Raw genomic sequence first — 18,158 nt, forward strand, 5'->3', positions numbered from 1 at the left:
GTGAGCAACAGTGAAGATCGATTCCCAAGACCTGCTCGTCGAACGGCTCTCCGTTTCGATGTCGATGGCGAGCTTCCAGCATCGTGTCATCGCCCACAACGTCGCCAATGCCTCGACCCCGGGCTTCGTGCGCCAGCGCGTGGCCTTCGATGCCGCATTGACGGCTGCGGCCGATGCCAACGCCGGCGTGCGGCCCGGAAGCCAGACTGTGGCCGCGCATGCACGCATCATTGCCGAACAGCCGACGCCGTCCAGCGGCATCGAGACAGACATGATGGCGCTCTCGACCAACGGTCTTCGTTACAACGCGTTGGCCCGCGCGCTGTCGCGTTACCTCTCCATCGCCTCCGCCGCGGCTACGGCCAGCAAGGTATGACATGAACTTCTCGGAAATCGCCCGTATCTCGGCTTCCGGCCTCGCCCTTCAGAAGGCGCGCGTCGAAGCCGCGACGCTGAACCTCGCCAACATCGGCACTGTGGCCGACGCGTCAGGCCGTCTGTATCAGCCGTTGACCGCCGTCGCCGAGCCTTCGCAGCCTGCCTTCGCCGGCACCCTGACTTCGTTACGTCGGGCCCTGCTGGGCGCTGGCGACGTGCGCCTCGTTGCCTCCGAGCGCGCACCGGTAAAGTCCTACGAACCCGGTCATCCCATGGCTGACGCGCAGGGTTACGTCAGCCACCCCGACATCGACCACCTTAACGAAATGATGACCATAAACGGCGCCGTGCGCGCCTATGAAGCAAATCTCGCCGCCGTGCAGACCGCGCGCCAGATGTGCAGCAAGGCACTTGAAATCGGGAGTGGCGCATGAGTGAGGCGATTGCGGCCATTGAGGCCATTGTCGCCTTCGCGCCAGAAGGCAAGCTCAATCCGACGAGCGCGAGCGTCGCGGCACCGGACTTCGCAGAATTCATGCGACCGCTCGCACAGGCGGACGAAGCGCTGAAGACGGCCGAGGGCTCACTGCAGCGCATGGCGGCCGGCGAGCCACAGGAATTACACGAGGTCATGATTGACTTGGAGCGCGCTCGCCTGTCGGTGTTGACCCTGATCCAGGTGCGCAACAAGGCGCTCGAAGCCTGGCAAGAACTGACCCGGATGCAGGTGTAAGGCGCGACCATGAAGACGTACTGGAATGCGCTCGGCCGTCGAGCGCGCGTCGGGCTGGCCGTTGGCGCCGGCGCGATCCTCGTGGCAACCGTCGCGCTGGGCTATTGGGCCATGCGTGATCGCCATCTGCTGCTGGCCGACGATCTCACCGGGGAGCGCATCGAACAGGCCACGCGTGTCCTTGATGCGGCCAAGATTCCCTACCGCATCGGCGCCGACGGCGCGAGCATCGAAGTGCCCGAGTCGCAGATGGGCCGAGCACGCGTCGGCCTGGCCGGCGCTTCAGTGGGGATTGCCCCCAACCTCGGGCTCGAGCTCTTCAACAACTCCGACTTCGCGGCGACCGATTTTACGCAGCGCGTGAACTACCAGCGCGCGCTGCAGGGCGAGCTGACACGCACCATTACAGCTATGGACGGCGTGAGGGCCGCGCGTGTGCACCTCGTGCTGCCCGACCCCAGCCCGCTGCGCAAGCACGCCACCCGACCGAGCGCAGCGGTCGCGCTGGCCGCGAATCCTGGACATGACCTCGACGCCGCCCGTGTGCGCGGCATCCAGCGCCTGGTGGCCTCGGCCGTGCCGGGTGTCGGGGCGGAGGAAGTAGCAATCGTCGATTTCGGCGGGCGCCTGCTTTCGCGTACTGCGGACGGCGGCAACGAAGACCTTACCAGCGGTCCTGTAGCGATAAAGCGCGACGCCGATGCCTACCTCGAGACAAAGCTCAAGCGTCTGCTCGCCGACGCGCTGCCTGCGGGCAGCTTTTCGGTCAGCGTCGACGCAGTGCTCGACCTCGACCGCGTGAAGATCACGACCGAACAGCCGTTGGCCTCCAAGGTACGGGGCGACGGCGAGCGGGAGGTTGGGGTAGCCATACGCGAGCGCCAGAGCCTGCGCAGCGGCGCCGGTGGCGATCAGAACGTCTCCGAAGTGACCGACAGCGAATACGAGTACCGCGTCGGTCACCGATTGGAAGAGACGCTGCAGGCCCCCGGCAGCATCCGCCGTTTGTCGGTCGCGGTGCTAGTGCACGGAGCTCCCGACGGCCTGCTGCCCGAGATCGAGCGCCTCGTGGCACACGCCGTCGGCGCACAAAGCACGCGCGGCGATGCAATCGCAGTGATCGCGTTGCCGGCGGGCGGTGTCGCCGAACCAGTGAGCACCGGGGGTGAGACCGCGATCCGGCCTCCACCCGTTTCGCGCACGGCCAGTGACCGCGCGACTGCATTTGCTCTTTACGAAATGTGGATCGTCATTCCGGTTGCGCTCGCGGCCCTTGTCGCGTTCCTCTGGATGGGCCGCGCGCGTCGGGCGCAGCCCAAACCGCTGTCAGATGCGGAAGTCGATGCGCTCAGCGCGACCCTTGCCGACTGGCTGCGCAAGGACGCCCCGACCGGAGCAGGCGATGTACGCGGCTGAAACGCAACCTAACGGCCGTCGCGATGCGGCACTCGCCCTGCACGCACTCGACGCGCCATCGCGCGAGCGGGTGCTGACCCGCCTCGATGAATCCACCTGCCGTGAGTTACGTGACTTGCTGGAGGAACTCACGGTGCTGGGCATACCACGCACGCTTGCACAGGACGCCCTCGCCCGCGCCCGTGCAACGCAGAGCACCACGTCGCTCGCACCAGACGCCCTGCTGGCGGCGAGAGCGCTAGACGGTCTCGCGAGTTCGACTGTTGCGGCGATCCTTCGTGCCGCAAAGGGGCCGTTGCACGACGCCTGCCGCGAACAAATGACGCCCGAACGCTTTGCCGAAGTCGAAGCGGCGTTGGCCGCTGCACCTGCGCTCTCGCCGCATGCTGCACAGCGGCTGCTAGCGCACTTCGCCGAACAACTGCGCAGCCAGCCCGCCCCCGTCGAGGCGGTCGAACGTACCCGCGCAAAGCGGGACTGGCTCGCCACCATCCGGAACGGACTCCGATGGAGTCGATAGTTCGAGCCGCCGCCGTGAGCGGTGCGCGCAAGCGCTTGCGCCCAGAGACGGTTGCGCCAGTCGCATCGGCCACACCGGAACCGCCGCAATTCGACGAAACGGCGCTACGCGCCGCGCTCGAATCGAAGCTGCGCGTCGAATTCAAGCGTGAGGCCGACGCGCTCTACGAGAGCGAGCGGCAACGCGGCTACGCGGAGGGTCTTGCCTCGGGCAACGAAGAATTTCGCCGCCTCGCCGCGGAGCGTGCGGAAAGAGATCACAGTGAACGCACTGCGCTGCTCCGCGACACGCTTGCACGCATCGATGCCAGTCTTTCCGACCGCCTTCGTTTGCAGGAGGCTCAGATCGTCGAGCTCGTGACCATCGCCGCGACACGTATCCTCGGCGAAACCTTCGTGGACGCCGAAGCCGTCGCTGCGGTCGTCCGCCACACGCTCGCCGCAGCTCACGCCGCTGGTCGCGTCCGTGTGCGCCTGCATCCCGACGATCTGACTCGACTCACCGAGCTGATCGATCCGCAGGAACTCGCGACGGCATCGCAGCAGCTCGAATTCGCGGCCGATGCGGGCCTGGCGGGCGGCGGGTGCATCATCGACACGCCAATCGGGCAGTTCGATGCATCGCTGGACACGCAGCTGCGCGTGTTGCACGAAACGCTGGCGGCCGCGCGCCGCGGCGCGCGGAACGATACGTGAATTCCCCCCTCGTACGCGCCCTTCGCGAAGCGGAACTGATCGTGCGTCGCGGCCGCGTGGCCGAGGGGCGCGGCTACTTCCTCGAAGCTGACGGGCCGGCCGCCAGCGTCGGCGAGGTGTGTCGCGTCGAACCGAGCGGGCGCGATCTGCCCGTTACGTGCGAGGTCGTCGGCTTCCGCGGCGGCCGCGTCCTGATGATGCCCTACCACGACACCGACGGCATCCACGTAGGCGCGCCTGTCATCGCTACCGGCAAACGCTTCGAGGTCGGTTTGGGCGACGGCCTGCTCGGTCGCGTCGTCGACGCCTTTGGCGAGCCGCTGGATGGTAAGGGTCCGATTGCCCACACGGCGCGTCGCCCCGAGCGCGCAGCCGCGCCCAACCCGATGCGCCGGGCACGAATCACCGAACCGCTCGTCACCGGCATTCGCAGCATCGATGCCCTGCTGCCGCTCGGCAAGGGCCAGCGCGTGGGCCTCTTCGCCGGCAGCGGCGTTGGCAAAAGCACACTGCTCGGGCAACTCGCCAAGGGCAGTTCCGCGGAGGTCTGTGTCATCGCGCTGATCGGCGAGCGTGGGCGCGAGGTACGCGAGTTTGTCGAAGATCACCTCGGCGAAGAAGGCGCTCGCCGCGCCTGCGTCGTCGCCGCCACCTCCGACACCCCGGCCCTGCAACGCATCAAGGCGGCCTATGTCGCGACCACCATCGCCGAGTACTTCCGCGATCAAGGTCGTGACGTGCTGTTGCTGATGGATTCGCTGACCCGGCTCGCACTGGCGCGACGCGAAATCGGTCTCGCCGTAGGGGAGGCACCGACCTCGCGTGGCTACACTCCTTCGGTATTCGCAGAGATCCCAGAGCTGTGCGAGCGCAGCGGCATGGGCGAAGGACGCGGTTCAATCACTGCGCTTTACACTGTGCTAGTCGAAGGCGACGACCTCAACGAGCCGATCTCCGACGCCATCCGCGCCACGCTCGACGGCCACGTCGTATTGTCGCGCGCGCTCGCCAATGCGGGCCACTATCCAGCCATTGATCCGCTGACAAGCATCAGCCGGCTCGTCTCGCAAATCGCCAGTAGCGAGCACCGCAAAATCGCAGCACGAACGCTGGCCTTGCTAGCGCACTACGAGCGCAACCGCCAGTTGATCGAGGTTGGCGCCTACCGCGCGGGGGTCAGCCGAGAACTGGACGAGGCAGTCGCGCTGGCTCCCCGTATCCGCGCCTGGCTGACCCAGCGCGAAACGATACACGCCACGCTCGAAGAGGCCTTCCGAGCATTAGCGGCGCTGCTGGGAACCAACGCCACATGAAGCCCGAACGGCTGGCTGCCCCCATCGAAGCATTGCTCGTTCGCCAGCGGTGGGAGGTGCTCGAGTCAGGTGCCGCGCTCGCCGACGCGCAGCACGTGCTCACCCACCAAGAAGCGCAGGTGGCCAACGCGATCCGCGCGCACGAGGCGTGGCAGGCCGAAGTCGCCCGCGTGGCTGGCCAAGGGGCTGCGCTAAACCCGGCGCTCTTGCATTGGCTGGCCGGCAATGCAGGGCGGCAGGCGGCGGCGTTGAATGCCGCGCAAACGGAATGCGCCCGGGCACTTATGGCGGTGGAAGAGAAGGGATCCGAACTCGCGCGTCATCGCCGCGTCGAAGACCTGCTGCGCGACGAGCTGCGCGACATCGCGCGCGAGACACAAGGCCGGCGCGACGCGCGCGAAAGCCAGGACGCGAATGATCTGTGGGCGCAATACCGACGCTCGGACTCGGGAGCATGATGTGACGAACGCCATCGAAGCGTCCCGCCAACCCACCGCTCCGGGCGGTACCACCTCCTCCCAGATCGATCGTTTTGCTTTCGAATGTTGGCGCGCGCTCTTCAACGCCCTGCAACGTGACGAGGGCGTAGACTCCGGGATCAACGGTCGTCCAGTGCCCCACTCAGGCAAGGGTCCATCTGAGCACACTCCGGAGCGCCAACCCGACCAACTTATATCGCCGCGCGCTGCTATGGAATCGCCGATGCGCGAAGCTGACGCGGGTGCGCGTGTTAGCGCCGCGCAGCCCAGTGTGTCCACTGCGCCAAGCACGCGTGAGCCCGCGACAGTGGCCGCAAACCACGCTCCCCAAGATGATAGACGGGCGCCCCCGGCGCTCTTTGAGGCGTTGTCCGTCGGTGCCAATGACGACGGGACGCAGCCGATCTCGCTTGTACCGAATGGTGAACCGGACAACTCCTTCGTGTCGGCAACGCGCGCGCAAGCGTTGGTCCGGCGGGATATGTATGAGTCATGCCGTCTGCCGCAGCTGCCCGCCGGTCTCCCACCATCACCCGGGCTTCCGGCATCCGTGTTGCCCGACACGCGCACGGCTCATGTGCCACGCCCCCGCGGTGCCAACCCCGACCAAGCGACACGTGGCGGCGAACGCCCGTCGCCCACCATCCCGCCCCCCACGCCCGAAGGCGTCGTCGTGATGCGCGAGCGCGAAGGCTATGCCGTTTACTTCCGCAGCACCGCGGTCAGCACACAGGGCGCGCTCGCCGCCGCACTTGCGGCCGCGGCAGCACTGCCCGAGGGCCCCGACGCGCTGCACCGCGTATACGTTAACGGACGGCTCGTCCACGCACGCCACGCCGACACGTTCGGGGGCGGCGAACGCCCCTCCCATCCCATCGTTTCCTTTACCTGCTGAGACCCGCCATGGCTTTGTCTTCCGTCTCTAACGTCGCGAGTTCCGCCTCGACCCAGCTCAAGCTCGAAGACCTGCTGCGCGTAATGCTCACCGAGCTGAGCTACCAGGATCCGCTCAAACCCGTCGACAACAAGGACTTCATGGCGCAGGTGGCCCAGTTCTCGTCGCTCGACGCGACGCGCCAGTTGAACGGCCGTCTCGACACGCTGCTGTCGCTACAGTCAATCAACCAGACCGTCGGCCTGCTCGGCAAGACCATTGATGCGACAACCGCCACCGGCCAGACCACGGGCAAGGTTACGGCGCTCTCCATCGTCGGAGGCGAACCGAAGATGACCATCACTACCGCCAGTGGCGAAGTCGTCAGCGGCATCGCCTTCTCGCAACTGCAGAACATCCGCTGAGGCCCCACCATGCTTGATTCGATCTACATCGCCCAGTCCGGTCTGGCCGGTCACCAGAAAGGGCTCAAGACAATCTCCAACAACGTCGCCAATATGAACACGGTTGGCTTCAAGTCGAGCACGGCGAGCTTCACTGACGCCTACGTCGCCGATCGTGCCGCCGGTAACCCACTGGGCGACGCGCCGGGTTTCGGTGGTGCGGGGCTCGACGCTCGCACGGCGACACTGGACTTCAGCTCCGGCGAACTGCGCCAGACAGGCAATGCGCTCGACGCCGCGATCGACGGCGACGGCTTCTTCGCGCTGCAGGATGCGGACGGCAACACCGTCTACACCCGCGACGGCCAGTTCCAGTTCGACGCCAAGGGCTCTTTGGTCGGGCGCACCAACGGCATGCAGGTCATGGCGCGCGATGCTGCCGGCAAACTTGTGCCGCTCGACCTGTCGAAGCTGCGCACCAATCCGCCGAAGGCCACGGCGACCGTGATGCTTGACGGCAACCTCTCCTCGAGCGCGACGACGCACAGCATCGAGACGCTCAAGGTCTACGACGCGCTCGGCGGCGAACACACGATCAAACTTACCTTTACATCCGAGGCAACGACGACGCCCGGCTTGTGGAGCCTTGTGGTGCTCGAAGGCACCACGGAACTCGCCAAGGGTGAGGTGCGCTTTACCGGCGGTGTGAAAGACCCAGCCACGACCAGTCTCAAGTTCGACCTCGCGTCCAACGGTGGGGGTACCACGAGCGTCGAGCTGAAGCTCGCCGATAGCACGACGTCGTTCTCGACCGGAACGACCTCAAGCCTCGCGATGAAGGAGCAGGACGGCTATGGACTGGGGCTCGTCGCGAACACCACGCTCAACGCCAAGGGCGAAGTCGAGCTGACCTACTCCAACGGCAAGAAAGTCACCGCCGGTCAGCTCGCCATCGCCCGATTCGCCGCCACCGATGGGCTGCGCGAGGTCGGCCAGGCGCTGTTCGCGAGCACAGGCGCCGCGCCCGAAATCCGCGTCGCCGGTGACGACTTGAAGATCGCCACGCAGACGCTCGAATACGCCAACGTCGACCTCACCGGCCAGTTCAGCAACCTGATCCTCATGCAGCGTGGCTACCAGGCGGCCTCGCAGGTGCTGTCGACCGCCAACGACATGATCCAGGAATTGTTCGACATGAAAGGCCGCCGATGAACGCCACGGCGCGCCCATGGCGTCTCGTAACCGACGGCGCACTGGAACTAGCGGCGACGGCGCTACGCGAGGCTGCACAAGGCTGGCAGGCGCTATGGTGCGTGAGCGCCACAGCGGCATCGCAGGTGCGTGTGGCGCGGCTCGCGCAGCCCTTGTCGGGCACATGGTTGCGCTACGACGCCGCGGGCGACGAACACACCCCGCTATGGGCATCGTACCGCTCGCGCGACGAATCCGTCGCCCGCGTCGTGCTTGGGAACTCCCACGCGCTCGCCCTGGCTAGCCACCCGGATGACCTCGCCTGGGAGGTCGTCGCGGAAGCTGGCGATGCCTTGCTCGCCACCTGTGTCGACGCTCTTTCGCCCGGTGCGCGCGCGGCCGGCGAAGCGCCCCTGCCGCGCGAACTGGCGCTCCCCGGTAGCGGCTATGTGCTGTGCGAGTTGCCGGGCTGGGGCCTGCGAATCGTCGTTGCGGCGCCGCGGCACGATAGCCGCGCCCGCTCGACCGCGCCCGTAAAGCTGGTCGATGCGCTCGCGCGCCAGTCCGTGCGCCTATCTGTCGTCCTCGGCGAGGTCGAACTCTCAGTGGGCGAGCTTGCCTCGCTGTGCGCGGGCGATGTCGTGCGCCTGAACACGCGCCTGGGTGACGCGCTCGCGCTGCGCGGCCCCGCCAACGAAGCCGTGGCTCTCGTTCAGCCCGCGCGGCGGGGCGAGCACTTGGCCGTCACCCTTACCGATCCACACCCCGAAGCCGCAAAACCATGAGCGACACTACCGTACGCGAAATCGATCTCCCCCCCGTCCAGCAGCCCGCCGCTGGCCAACCCGCGTTGGCGTTGGACCTTGCCTTCGTTCCCTCGCTGAGAGTGCGTGCGCAAGTCGTTCTAGGCCATGCCGAACTGACTGTCGGCGCGTTGCGCGCGATGAAACGCGACGACGTTGTCGAACTCGACCGCTTCGTCGACGCCCCGATCGATCTTGTTATCGACGGCCACGTGGTCGCGCGCGGTACGTTGGTCGCCGTCGGCGAGCACTTCGGCCTGCGCGTGCTCGAAGCCCCGCAGCCCTGACGCGGGCTGAACATGTACGCCAATCAACTCGCTGCGCTCGCGTGGGCGCTTCCGGTTGTGCTGCTGCTCGCCGTCCTGGCCGTGCTGGCGCTCAAGCGTCTATGGCCAGGCGCTGTGATGTCGGCAAAAACCGCCGTGATCGCCAACGAGAGCCTGCGCCTATCAGACACGGCCATCGCCCACGTACTGACCATCGACGGTCGGCGCTGGCTCGTCGTCGAATCCGAACGCGCGACTGCCGTGCAGGCCCTCGATACCGTGCCCCAGGTGTCGCGCCCCTGGATGAGACCCTTGCGATGATGCGTGTTCTTCGCCTGCTCGCCGTAGTGCCGTTGCTGCTGGCCGCCGCTGCCGCTTTGGCAGCACCCGAGACGACGCTCGCGGCCGCGATCCCCAAGACCTCTGCCGAGATGAGCCCCATCCTGCGGACAGTCGTACTAGTGACGCTGCTGGGTCTCGTACCGACACTGCTGATCGCGATGACCTCGTTCACGCGCATCGTCATTACGCTGTCCTTCCTGCGCCACGCGCTGGGCATGCCCGAGACGCCGCCCAACGCCGTGCTGGTCACGCTGGCTATGATCCTGACGCTCTTCACGATGGCGCCGGTCACCGAGCGCGCACGTGCAGACGGTCTGCAACCCTGGCTCGACGGCAAGGTTACGCTCGAAGCGGCCGCGCCGCGGGCGCTCGCGCCCTTCAAGGCATTCATGCTCGATCACGCCCGCGAGGAAGACCTCGAGGCCATGCGCGAGCTCGCGCACGCGCCCGAACCCAAGGCCGTCGCCGACACGCCGATGACCGTGCTGCTGCCAGCCTTCATGCTCTCAGAATTGCGCGCAGCCTTCATCGCAGGCTTCATGATCTTCCTGCCCTTCCTGCTTATCGACCTCGTGGTCGCGACGCTGTTGATGGCGCTGGGCATGATGATGGTGCCGCCGGTCACGATCTCGCTGCCACTCAAGCTCCTGCTCTTCGTCATGATCGACGGATGGGGTCTCGTGGTTCGCGCGATCGCAAGCAGCTACGCGGGGGCATGATCGCAGTGAGCGCCTGCGCCACGGAAGATGTGCACGCAAATGACGCCGGGGAGTCCGCAAGCGCGCTGGCTGTGCAGCACCTCGATCTGGTGCGCATCCTTGCCGCCAAACTCTACCGCCGGCGTTGGAGCGAGGAAGTCCCGTTCGATGACTACCTGCAGAGCGGCATGGTGGGTCTGCTCGAAGCGGCGCACCGCTTCGACCCACGGCAAGGCACCTCATTCGCGTCCTTCGCGAGTCCGCGCGTGACCGGTGCCATTATCGACAGCCTGGCCGATGCCACCGAGCGAAACTGCCAGCTGGCCACCGCGCGTCGCTTGCGCCAAGAGCGCGCGGCCAACCTCGCCGACACGCAGGATACGCGCGACGATAGCGCTGAAGGCGCGCTCGCGCGCATCGCCGAGATCGTCGTTGATCTCGCCGTAGGCTTCATGCTCGAAGACTCGCCGTGCTTCCGCGACGGCACGGAAACCGTAGAACCGCAGGGCTACGCCAGCGCCGCCACCCGTCAGGCGCGAGAGCAACTGCGTGCCGCTTTCGCACAGCTCGATGAACGCCGACGTGAGATCATCGAGCGACACTACTTCCAGCACGAAACCTTCTCCGACATCGCCCAGACTATGCAACTCACCCGCAGCCGCATCGCGCAGTTGCACCGCGAAGCCCTGAGCCAACTCAGGCAACACCTGCACCCAGCCCTCTCGGATTTCGCCGCATGATCACCACCTCCGATCCCGCTCGCCTCGATCGCCTCACCGGTTACCTGGGCGTTGACCCCGACAACCCACACCTGCTGCGCGACCACGCGAACTGCGCGCTAACGCTGGGTTACCCCGAGGCAGCCTTGCCCTCACTCGCGAGACTCTGCGCGCGCGACGACGCGCAAGCGGACGACTTCGCCGCGCACATCTCCGCGCTGCGCCAGACGCGCCAGCCTGAGGCCGCCCGGGCAGCCGTCGCTTCCGCGCTCGCTCGCTGGCCCCGTCACGACTGGCTGCGCCTCGAGGCCGCGCTGCTCAATTTTGCGGCCGGAGAATTGGAGGCGGCGCTTGAACACCTGCCGCAGGTCACCGACGACGCCGGCCTCTATCCCCGCATCGCCGAGACGCGCATACGCCTGCTGCACCACCTCGGCCGCATCGACGAAGCGCTCGCCATCGGCGAAGCGATGCTCGCCGACTTGCCCGGTGCGACGTCCGTCAAGGCGGTGCTATGCCCCGTGTTGCTTGACGCAAATCGCCTCGACCGCGCGCAGATGCTCGCGCGCGAGGTTCTCGCCGAGAGCGGCCCACTCTATGACGTGCTCGAAACGCTCGCCGGCGCAGCACTCGACGCGGGTGATGTCGAAGCCGCCGGTCCCTGGCTCGACCAAGCGCTCGCTGCCCGCCAAGACGACGGCCGCATCTGGCTCCTGCGCGGCCTGACGCACATGCGCGCGCACGACTTCGCTCGCGCCGAACCAGCCTTCGCACAGGCCGTTGCGCTGATGCCCGCGCACGCCGGTAGCCACCTTGCGCGTGGCTGGAACCTCTACGCGATGGGGCGTACCGACGACGCAATGGCGGCCTTCGAAGGGGCGGCAGCGGCCAGCCCGGCTTTTGCCGAAGCCTATGGCAGCCAAGCCGCCCTGTTCGCGCTGACCGGTCGCCCGGAACGCGCGCAGGAACTCCTGCGCAAAGCGCGTCTGCTCGACCACCAGGCCGCCTCCGTGCAGTACGTCGCCGCCCTGCTGCGCGACGCCAAGCCCGAGGATATCGCCCTGCTCGCCGAACAGGTGATTGTCCGCGCCCGCAACCCCAACCCGAAGTGAAGCCCGCCATGCAGACACCCCGCGCCTTCGAGGCCCTCGACGCCGAAGAACTCTTCACACTGGGCCTGCGTGCCTCCAATACCGACGATTCGGCGGGTGCCATCAACCTGCTGAAACTTGCGGTCGAGCGCGATCCGCAACACGCGCGCGCCGCGTGGTTGCTAGGCGCCGAGTATGCCCAGATCGGCCTTACCGAACGCGCACTGGCCGCACTGACGCGCGCCGTCGAAACCGACTCTTCACTCGTTGGCGCCCGCTTCCAGCTTGGGCTCCTGCACCTGACTTCGGGTCACGTCGAACAAGCCTCCGCCGCCTGGGCACCACTTGACGACCTGGCCGACAACGATCCACACCGCCTCTTCAAGACCGGCATGCTCGACATGGTTGCCGATCGCTTCGACGCCGCGCTCACCACCCTGCGCCGCTGCGCCGCCCTTACGGGCATCGATGCAGCGCTGAAACGTGACGTCGAAATGGTCATCGAGCAGATCGAAACGCGCGCGAAGGTGCCCACGCATGCCACCTCGGTCCCGAGCGACACGTCCCCCGCGACGAACGCCACCGACCCTAGCGACCATCTGTTCCTGACCGCCTACCGCGGCAATCGCGGCTGATTCCGCAATGGTCGACGCGCTCCGCGGAACCGAACACGTTCGCGCGCTCGCGGCCGCGATCCAGCGCGCCGTGGCTCAGCGCCAGCCGCGCGCGCAGCGCAGGGCGAGCGCCAAGGTGCGCGGGCAGACGCCACGGGCGAACACGGCGCTGGCAGGCCTGATCGACCGCGCGCGCGCCATCGACCCGCAGAATCCGCAACGCGAACAGCTGGCGCTACGGCTGTTCATCGAAGGGGTTCTGATCGCTGAACTCGGCGAGCGCATCGCACTGGAACCCGCCTTCGCCCAACTCGTGCGCGACGTCGAAGACACCCTTCGCGCCACGCCGGCCATCCAGGCCGATTTGCGCCGTGCCGCTCAGGCACTCACGTCGCCCGACACCGAAACTTGAACTCGCACCATGACGCTGCCTACCGCAAACCTCGTCTTTCTCTGGCACTTCCACCAGCCCGAATACCGCGACGCTGGCGGGCGTTTCGCGCAACCCTGGGCCTATCTGCATGCGCTCAAGGATTGCACGGACCTCGCCGCCCACCTGGAACGTCACCCGTCCGTTCGCTCCATATTCAACGTCTCGGGCGTGTTTCTCGATCAACTCGCCGACTACGCATCGCAGTGCGCAACCGGCACGTGGCGTGACCCGCTGCTTCAACTGCTCGCTTCGCCAGAGCGCGCACTGACTGAGGCAGAGCGCCTCTACATCGCCGACCAGTGTCTTCGAATCAACCGCGCGAGCATGGTCCGGCCCTATGCCGGCTTCGCGGCTATCGAGCGCGAAACTGCAGCCGCCGAACAAGGCGGTCCGTCTTTCTGGACACGCTTCGACGACGCTCTCTTCAACGACCTTCTAACGTGGTACCACATCGCATGGTGCGGCGAATCGCTCAAACGCGAGGACCCCACCGTCCGTGCGCTCATGGCCAAGGGGCGCGGCTTCGACGCTGCCGACCGGGCAGCCTTGCTCGAGGTAGTGCGCAATGCGCTGACAGGTCTCCTGCCGCGCTGGCGTGCGCTGGCTGAGCGCGGCCAACTGGAGTTCTCCGTCACGCCCTACGGTCACCCGATCGCGCCACTGCTCGTTGACTTCGCCGCCGCTCACGCTGCCCACCCCGGCGTGCCACTACCTGCCGCACCCGCCTACCCTGGTGGTGCTGCACGTTTGCATTGGCATCTGAAGCGTGCCATCGAGTTGTGCCGCGAACACCTCGGCCGATCGCCGCAAGGCATGTGGCCCGCCGAAGCTGCGGTGTCATGTGAGGTCATTGAGGCGGCCGAGGCGCTTGGCCTGCGCTGGGTCCTCAGCAACGATACGGTGCTACGCGCGAGTCGTTGCGCGCTTTCCGACGCTGCTGACGCGATGCAATGCTGGACACTTACAGAGCACGCGCCACGCCTGTTCTTCCGCAATCAAGAAATTTCGGACCGCATGGCATTCGAATACGGTCAGCGCCCCGCGCAGGAGGCGGTCAAACACCTACTCGACGCTGTTCGCCGTGAGCTTGCCGGCGCAAAGCCTGGCGCCGTCATGTCGCTTGCGCTCGATGGGGAAAACGCCTGGGAGTTTTACCCCGACAACGCGTGGGACTTCTTCGACAGCCTGTACACCGCACTCGAGGATGCGCCGGATCTCAGCACCACGACCTACTCGGCGCTGGTCAATTCCGTGCAACCGGTGCCACTAGCCGCCCTCGTGCCCGGGAGCTGGGTGCTCGAGGGCTTCTCCATGTGGATCGGCGACGAACGCCGCAATCGCGCCTGGGACGCGCTCGTTACACTGAAAACTGCCTTCGACGCACGACTCCCCCATCTAGACCCGGTCGCACAAGCGAACGCCTCGCTGCGACTGGCCCGCTGTGAAGCTTCCGACTGGCTGTGGTGGCTGGGTTTCGATGAGCCGCGAAGTTCTGTATGTGACTTCGATGCACAGTTCCGCCAAGCGCTGGCAGAGGCTTGGCTAGCGCTGGGCATCGCGCCTCCAGCGGAAAGTCAGCGTCCGTTGTCTCGGCTCGGGCAGTTCCATGACAGAGCTCCATCGGTGCATCGCATCGCTCGCGCCCTGGCCGACCTCGAAGGCGCAACGCTGACCGCCCGCCTGCCCGACGGCCCTGTTGAGTGGACGCTCTGCACCCCCTGCCCGCAGCTCGACGCATTGCTCAGCGGCATATCGGGCACGGGCTGGTCGTTCCTCGTGCCGTGGTACGGGGCCGTCGACGAAGACATTTCGGATGCATTTAAGTATGCCGAAATCCGCATCGCCCTGGAAAAGGCCGAACTGCGCTATTTCGAAGGCCAGGCAAAGCTGCCCAGCGGCGCCGGCTACCCCGCGCTGCTCGCGCTCGGTGCGGACACCGACGTCGCGCGGCATCTGGCGCAGCGTTTTCGGCTTGCAGTGGTGGCATGCGGGGCCGTCGGCGAGGCAGGAAGGCTCGTCGTTGCCTCGTAGGGGGCTTACACCGAAATCCGACGCGGACACCGGGGGCTTAGCGTAGGCGTTGGGCCTGAAACCGTGCAGATCGATCAAGCCACCCCGCCCTGTACGGCATACCCCCGCCCCCGAAAGCGTAGGGCGAGTTAGCCTGAAGCGTAACCCGCCATTCGAGGGATCATCACTTGGCAAACCGCTTCTTCCGCGCGGGCTCGCCTACAGGGAACCAGCCCTACCGGGCTTGCGAACCGGAGTCGGACGCCGGTCGGCTGACTATGCGACTAACGCTGGCATAGTGCAGCGAAAAGGCGACGGCGATATGTTGGAGAGTGAAGTCGCCACCGGCCCATGCCCGTCGAAGCCCGCACGAAGTCTTCATAGCGGGCGACCGCGGCACGACGAGTCGGCGCAAAAAATCGCACAACCGAGTCGCCGGCTAACCAGTCGGGCGGCGTTTCGCGCCCAGTCATCAGCACATAGGAAGACCAAGCCAATCGCCCGGAGCGGCCACCATGCGCGCCCGCACCGGATTCAAGACCACCTAGCGACACAGCTCAAGCAAGTAACTGTCGCGTTCAACCAAGATAGCCTTGTAGTGCCCCTGAAACACGTGGCCCACGCGACGATGGCGTCGATTGAAGCGCTGGGTGTACACGCCGCCCATATGGCGCACCCCTGCGGCGAGGTTAGCCTCTGGCGTCTCAACAAGCAGGTGGTAGTGGTTGCCCATCAAACACTGGGCGTGGCAAACCCGATTCGGATGCCGGCCGGTCAGGGAAACGGGAGTCTGACCGGCCAGTTCGGCGCATGACGGCAGTCAGACCCTGGTGAGCGACCTCGGTCGTTTGGACCAAAGTAAGCTCTCCCACCCATCGCATAGCAAGCGCCGAGAACCGCTCGCTGCAAAGCGTAAGGCCTGACCCCTTTGCCGCGTCCCCACAAACATCTTAAACAGAGGGTGTCTGAGGATACGTGGGCGATTCACGACAATGATTCAGGGGCATGACTCCAAGTTGTAGTACTGCCCAACCGTTGCCCACGCACTGGTGAACTGCGGGATGCCACTCAACAGGAAAGCTTTGACAAGCTGATAGCTTTCTTTGCCGTTGTACGGATAATCACGACCAGCAACCCACGCAAACTTCGCGTAGCGCTTCTGATTCCAACACACGGTCGCACCAAGTAGGCCATCGTATGCCGCTTTTTGATCTGCCTCCGTACGCACGTTGGCTGGATCGCTCGAGCGATAACCCGCTCCGTACTCGTCAATCCACAGCGGGCGGGTCGTGGCCGCGTGGTAGCTCTTCAGCACCGCGTCAACGGCATTGGCATAGCCGGTCCAAGGAGTCCCTGCCGGAAGCGCGACATACAAAGACGCGCCGAGTGTCTGCAGCGACGGTGTATTGGCATCCGCCCATTTGGCAAGCATTCCAATAAGTCGGGGATCGTTGTTGGACTGATCCTGAATGCCAATGACCTCATAGCTCGCGTTAAGCTTGGGGTATGTAGCCTGCTTCCACTTCCAAATTTCGCGGACAAACGCACCGTGGTTTCGCGGCAGCGCCTCAGCCGTGCTAGACCCCTCGCAGCCAGACAACCAACAGGGGCTCAGGTCGCCGCCCAGCATGATCATGCCAACGTTTGTGTAGTTGATCTGTTGAATCCACCCCGAGAACCACGCCTTTGACGTAGCAAAGGCGTTGGTCGCGTCAAATAATCCGCCAGTGGTCGGTGGTACCAGCACAATCTCGGCCGTCAGGCCATTCCGATTCAAAATTCCAAGGAATGCATTGAGCTTGGCGACGGTTTGACTGCTCGGCGGTTGCCGCCATTCCGGTCGATGATCTCCAGCCACCAGAAGCCGAACCCAGTTAACCCCAGACCGCTTGTATTGCGAGAAAAGGTTGGTGAGCTTGAGTGTGACATTTGGGTCGGTTTGATTGTCGAGAACCCACGGGAAGTCTTGCGCAACGCCGTCCAAATAGAAGAACGTAACTCCGCGAACGTCGCCGGAGACTGGCGTCGCCCGTGCGATAGGAGAAGCGGAAAGGAAAAGTACAAAAATCGCAAAATATAACTTCAGCCATCCTTTGGCCATTGTTTGCTCCTCAAATAGGTCTACATAAAGCGTGTGAGGTTCGCACGATATATTTAAATATGCCGCCTGCATGTGCGGTTATTCTCAGAACGCCCGCGACGTTGGCTTTGCCGGAAACAAATAAGCAAAGGCTGCGCTGTTGGCCAATGATTTGGGGTAGGCAATGGGGAATGGCGTCTTCGCCCCCCCGGCAAAGGTCCGATCGGTATGCCACTGCCGACGATTACGCGCCCGCCCTTTTTTAAGACGGTGCGGCGCGCGCGTTCGGGGGTCCGGGGCGTGGCTCAGTGTTCAACCACAAGGTCATCAAGCGACAGGCGCCGCACGGGGGGCTGCGCGGAGAATCGTCGAAGATTGGTCAATGATCCCGGCAATGAATCCGCCCAGCTCTGTGGCCGGGTTTCGTGGCCGCTGGCGTCAGCAATGGGTCAGGAGGCAGTGCAGAGAAACGGGCGCCCGGCAGCCCACTACGGTGCACGGTGGGGGTGAGGCAGTGCTGCGGGATACGGTGAGACAGGAGGCTCGCGGGTGGCCGCGATGAAGGTGTTTCTGGATACGGAGTTCACAGACTTCGGGGACTGCGAACTCGTGAGCATTGCGCTGGTGGCCGAGGATGGGCGGACGTTCTATTCGGAGCGCTCGGATTTCCGCCGCGCGGCGTGTTCGGACTTTGTGCGCGAGGCGGTGCTGCCGCACCTGGGGGCGGTGTCGGGGGCGAGCATGACACGGGCAGAACTGGCGCTGCGGCTGCGGGCGTGGCTCTCGGCCTTGCCGGCGATTGAGATGGCCTGCGATTCAGTGCATGACCGCGATCTGTTTGCCGATGCGCTCGATTACCAGCCCACGCCGAATGTCGTGGCTTGGGTGGATCTGAATGCGGTGGCGGGCGAGCCGGCGTTTGCGCAGGCGGAAGCCGATTACCACGCCCAGCCGGGCCAGCCCTGGCACCATGCTTTGCACGATGCGCGGGCGCTGCGGGCCGGCTGGGAGGCATGTAGTTCCGACGCAAAAGCCAAGGGCTTGGCGTAGGCGTTGGACTTCACACGTTCAGCCCAACCTGCCAGGCTAGACCGAAAAT

23 protein-coding genes are annotated in these 18,158 nt (G+C 65.5%); 22 read left to right on the forward strand and 1 reads right to left on the reverse strand.

The features are described 5' to 3' along the window. The first annotated feature begins 10 nt into the window (after positions 1–10). The 21 genes from HH302_RS07245 to HH302_RS22725 all read left to right on the forward strand — a co-directional run bounded on the left by HH302_RS07245 (position 11) and on the right by HH302_RS22725 (position 15,793). Positions 11–376 (forward strand): hypothetical protein, encoded by a 366-nt coding sequence (locus HH302_RS07245; RefSeq protein ID WP_172200443.1) that lies wholly within the window; start codon positions 11–13, stop codon positions 374–376. Between the two features lies 1 nt (position 377). Next, positions 378–812: a flagellar basal body rod protein FlgC gene (locus HH302_RS07250; protein ID WP_172200446.1), complete on the forward strand. Its 435-nt coding sequence runs from the start codon at positions 378–380 to the stop codon at positions 810–812. After that, positions 809–1,111, forward strand: a complete 303-nt coding sequence (locus HH302_RS07255) for a flagellar hook-basal body complex protein FliE (protein WP_172200449.1) — start codon at positions 809–811, stop codon at positions 1,109–1,111. The genes HH302_RS07250 and HH302_RS07255 overlap by 4 nt, the downstream gene beginning before the upstream one ends. A 9-nt stretch (positions 1,112–1,120) precedes the next feature. Continuing rightward, entirely contained in the window at positions 1,121–2,527 is a 1,407-nt protein-coding gene (fliF, locus tag HH302_RS07260; protein ID WP_172200451.1) for a flagellar basal-body MS-ring/collar protein FliF, read from the forward strand. Beyond that, positions 2,514–3,047: a hypothetical protein gene (locus HH302_RS07265; protein WP_172200454.1), complete on the forward strand. Its 534-nt coding sequence runs from the start codon at positions 2,514–2,516 to the stop codon at positions 3,045–3,047. Before fliF ends, HH302_RS07265 begins: the two co-directional genes overlap by 14 nt. Next, positions 3,035–3,742, forward strand: coding sequence for a FliH/SctL family protein (locus tag HH302_RS07270; RefSeq protein WP_172200457.1), 708 nt, complete (start codon positions 3,035–3,037; stop codon positions 3,740–3,742). Before HH302_RS07265 ends, HH302_RS07270 begins: the two co-directional genes overlap by 13 nt. Then, positions 3,739–5,055 carry a FliI/YscN family ATPase gene (locus HH302_RS07275; protein WP_172200460.1) on the forward strand — a complete coding sequence of 439 codons (1,317 nt, stop codon included), beginning with the start codon at positions 3,739–3,741 and terminating at the stop codon, positions 5,053–5,055. Before HH302_RS07270 ends, HH302_RS07275 begins: the two co-directional genes overlap by 4 nt. Next, positions 5,052–5,513, forward strand: coding sequence for a hypothetical protein (locus HH302_RS07280; protein ID WP_172200463.1), 462 nt, complete (start codon positions 5,052–5,054; stop codon positions 5,511–5,513). Before HH302_RS07275 ends, HH302_RS07280 begins: the two co-directional genes overlap by 4 nt. Before the next feature lie 697 nt (positions 5,514–6,210). After that, positions 6,211–6,429: a hypothetical protein gene (locus HH302_RS07285; RefSeq protein ID WP_172200466.1), complete on the forward strand. Its 219-nt coding sequence runs from the start codon at positions 6,211–6,213 to the stop codon at positions 6,427–6,429. A gap of 8 nt (positions 6,430–6,437) precedes the next feature. Beyond that, on the forward strand, positions 6,438–6,833 hold the full coding sequence (locus tag HH302_RS07290; protein WP_172200469.1) for a flagellar hook assembly protein FlgD: 396 nt from the start codon (positions 6,438–6,440) through the stop codon (positions 6,831–6,833). 9 nt (positions 6,834–6,842) lie between these two features. Beyond that, entirely contained in the window at positions 6,843–8,024 is a 1,182-nt protein-coding gene (locus HH302_RS07295; RefSeq protein ID WP_172200472.1) for a flagellar hook protein FlgE, read from the forward strand. Continuing rightward, positions 8,021–8,788, forward strand: coding sequence for a FliM/FliN family flagellar motor switch protein (locus HH302_RS07300; protein ID WP_172200475.1), 768 nt, complete (start codon positions 8,021–8,023; stop codon positions 8,786–8,788). The genes HH302_RS07295 and HH302_RS07300 overlap by 4 nt, the downstream gene beginning before the upstream one ends. Further along, the gene (locus HH302_RS07305) at positions 8,785–9,093 is read left to right on the forward strand and encodes a FliM/FliN family flagellar motor switch protein (RefSeq protein ID WP_172200478.1); all 309 of its coding nucleotides are present in this window, start codon (positions 8,785–8,787) and stop codon (positions 9,091–9,093) included. The genes HH302_RS07300 and HH302_RS07305 overlap by 4 nt, the downstream gene beginning before the upstream one ends. A gap of 12 nt (positions 9,094–9,105) precedes the next feature. Beyond that, entirely contained in the window at positions 9,106–9,393 is a 288-nt protein-coding gene (locus HH302_RS07310; protein ID WP_172200481.1) for a hypothetical protein, read from the forward strand. Next, the gene (gene fliP / locus HH302_RS07315; protein WP_172200484.1) at positions 9,390–10,133 is read left to right on the forward strand and encodes a flagellar type III secretion system pore protein FliP; all 744 of its coding nucleotides are present in this window, start codon (positions 9,390–9,392) and stop codon (positions 10,131–10,133) included. The genes HH302_RS07310 and fliP overlap by 4 nt, the downstream gene beginning before the upstream one ends. Continuing rightward, positions 10,130–10,852, forward strand: coding sequence for a sigma-70 family RNA polymerase sigma factor (locus HH302_RS07320; RefSeq protein WP_172200487.1), 723 nt, complete (start codon positions 10,130–10,132; stop codon positions 10,850–10,852). The genes fliP and HH302_RS07320 overlap by 4 nt, the downstream gene beginning before the upstream one ends. Beyond that, positions 10,849–11,943, forward strand: coding sequence for a lipopolysaccharide assembly protein LapB (locus HH302_RS07325; protein WP_172200490.1), 1,095 nt, complete (start codon positions 10,849–10,851; stop codon positions 11,941–11,943). The genes HH302_RS07320 and HH302_RS07325 overlap by 4 nt, the downstream gene beginning before the upstream one ends. A gap of 8 nt (positions 11,944–11,951) precedes the next feature. Then, positions 11,952–12,557, forward strand: coding sequence for a hypothetical protein (locus tag HH302_RS07330; RefSeq protein WP_172200493.1), 606 nt, complete (start codon positions 11,952–11,954; stop codon positions 12,555–12,557). A gap of 7 nt (positions 12,558–12,564) precedes the next feature. After that, positions 12,565–12,948, forward strand: coding sequence for a hypothetical protein (locus HH302_RS07335; RefSeq protein ID WP_172200496.1), 384 nt, complete (start codon positions 12,565–12,567; stop codon positions 12,946–12,948). 9 nt (positions 12,949–12,957) lie between these two features. Then, positions 12,958–15,000: a glycoside hydrolase family 57 protein gene (locus tag HH302_RS07340; protein WP_172200499.1), complete on the forward strand. Its 2,043-nt coding sequence runs from the start codon at positions 12,958–12,960 to the stop codon at positions 14,998–15,000. Between the two features lie 577 nt (positions 15,001–15,577). Beyond that, entirely contained in the window at positions 15,578–15,793 is a 216-nt protein-coding gene (locus HH302_RS22725) for a hypothetical protein (protein ID WP_371814606.1), read from the forward strand. 183 nt (positions 15,794–15,976) lie between these two features. On the opposite strand, the gene HH302_RS07350 is transcribed toward HH302_RS22725, so the two are convergent. Beyond that, positions 15,977–17,080 (reverse strand): hypothetical protein, encoded by a 1,104-nt coding sequence (locus tag HH302_RS07350; RefSeq protein WP_172200505.1) that lies wholly within the window; start codon positions 17,078–17,080, stop codon positions 15,977–15,979. 528 nt (positions 17,081–17,608) lie between these two features. On the opposite strand from HH302_RS07350, the gene HH302_RS07355 reads away from it, so the two are divergent. After that, the gene (locus HH302_RS07355) at positions 17,609–18,109 is read left to right on the forward strand and encodes a 3'-5' exoribonuclease (protein WP_216661772.1); all 501 of its coding nucleotides are present in this window, start codon (positions 17,609–17,611) and stop codon (positions 18,107–18,109) included. The last annotated feature ends 49 nt before the right edge of the window (positions 18,110–18,158 follow it).

The sequence above is a fragment of the Niveibacterium sp. COAC-50 genome (assembly GCF_013184235.1).
Lineage (GTDB): Bacteria > Pseudomonadota > Gammaproteobacteria > Burkholderiales > Rhodocyclaceae > Niveibacterium > Niveibacterium microcysteis.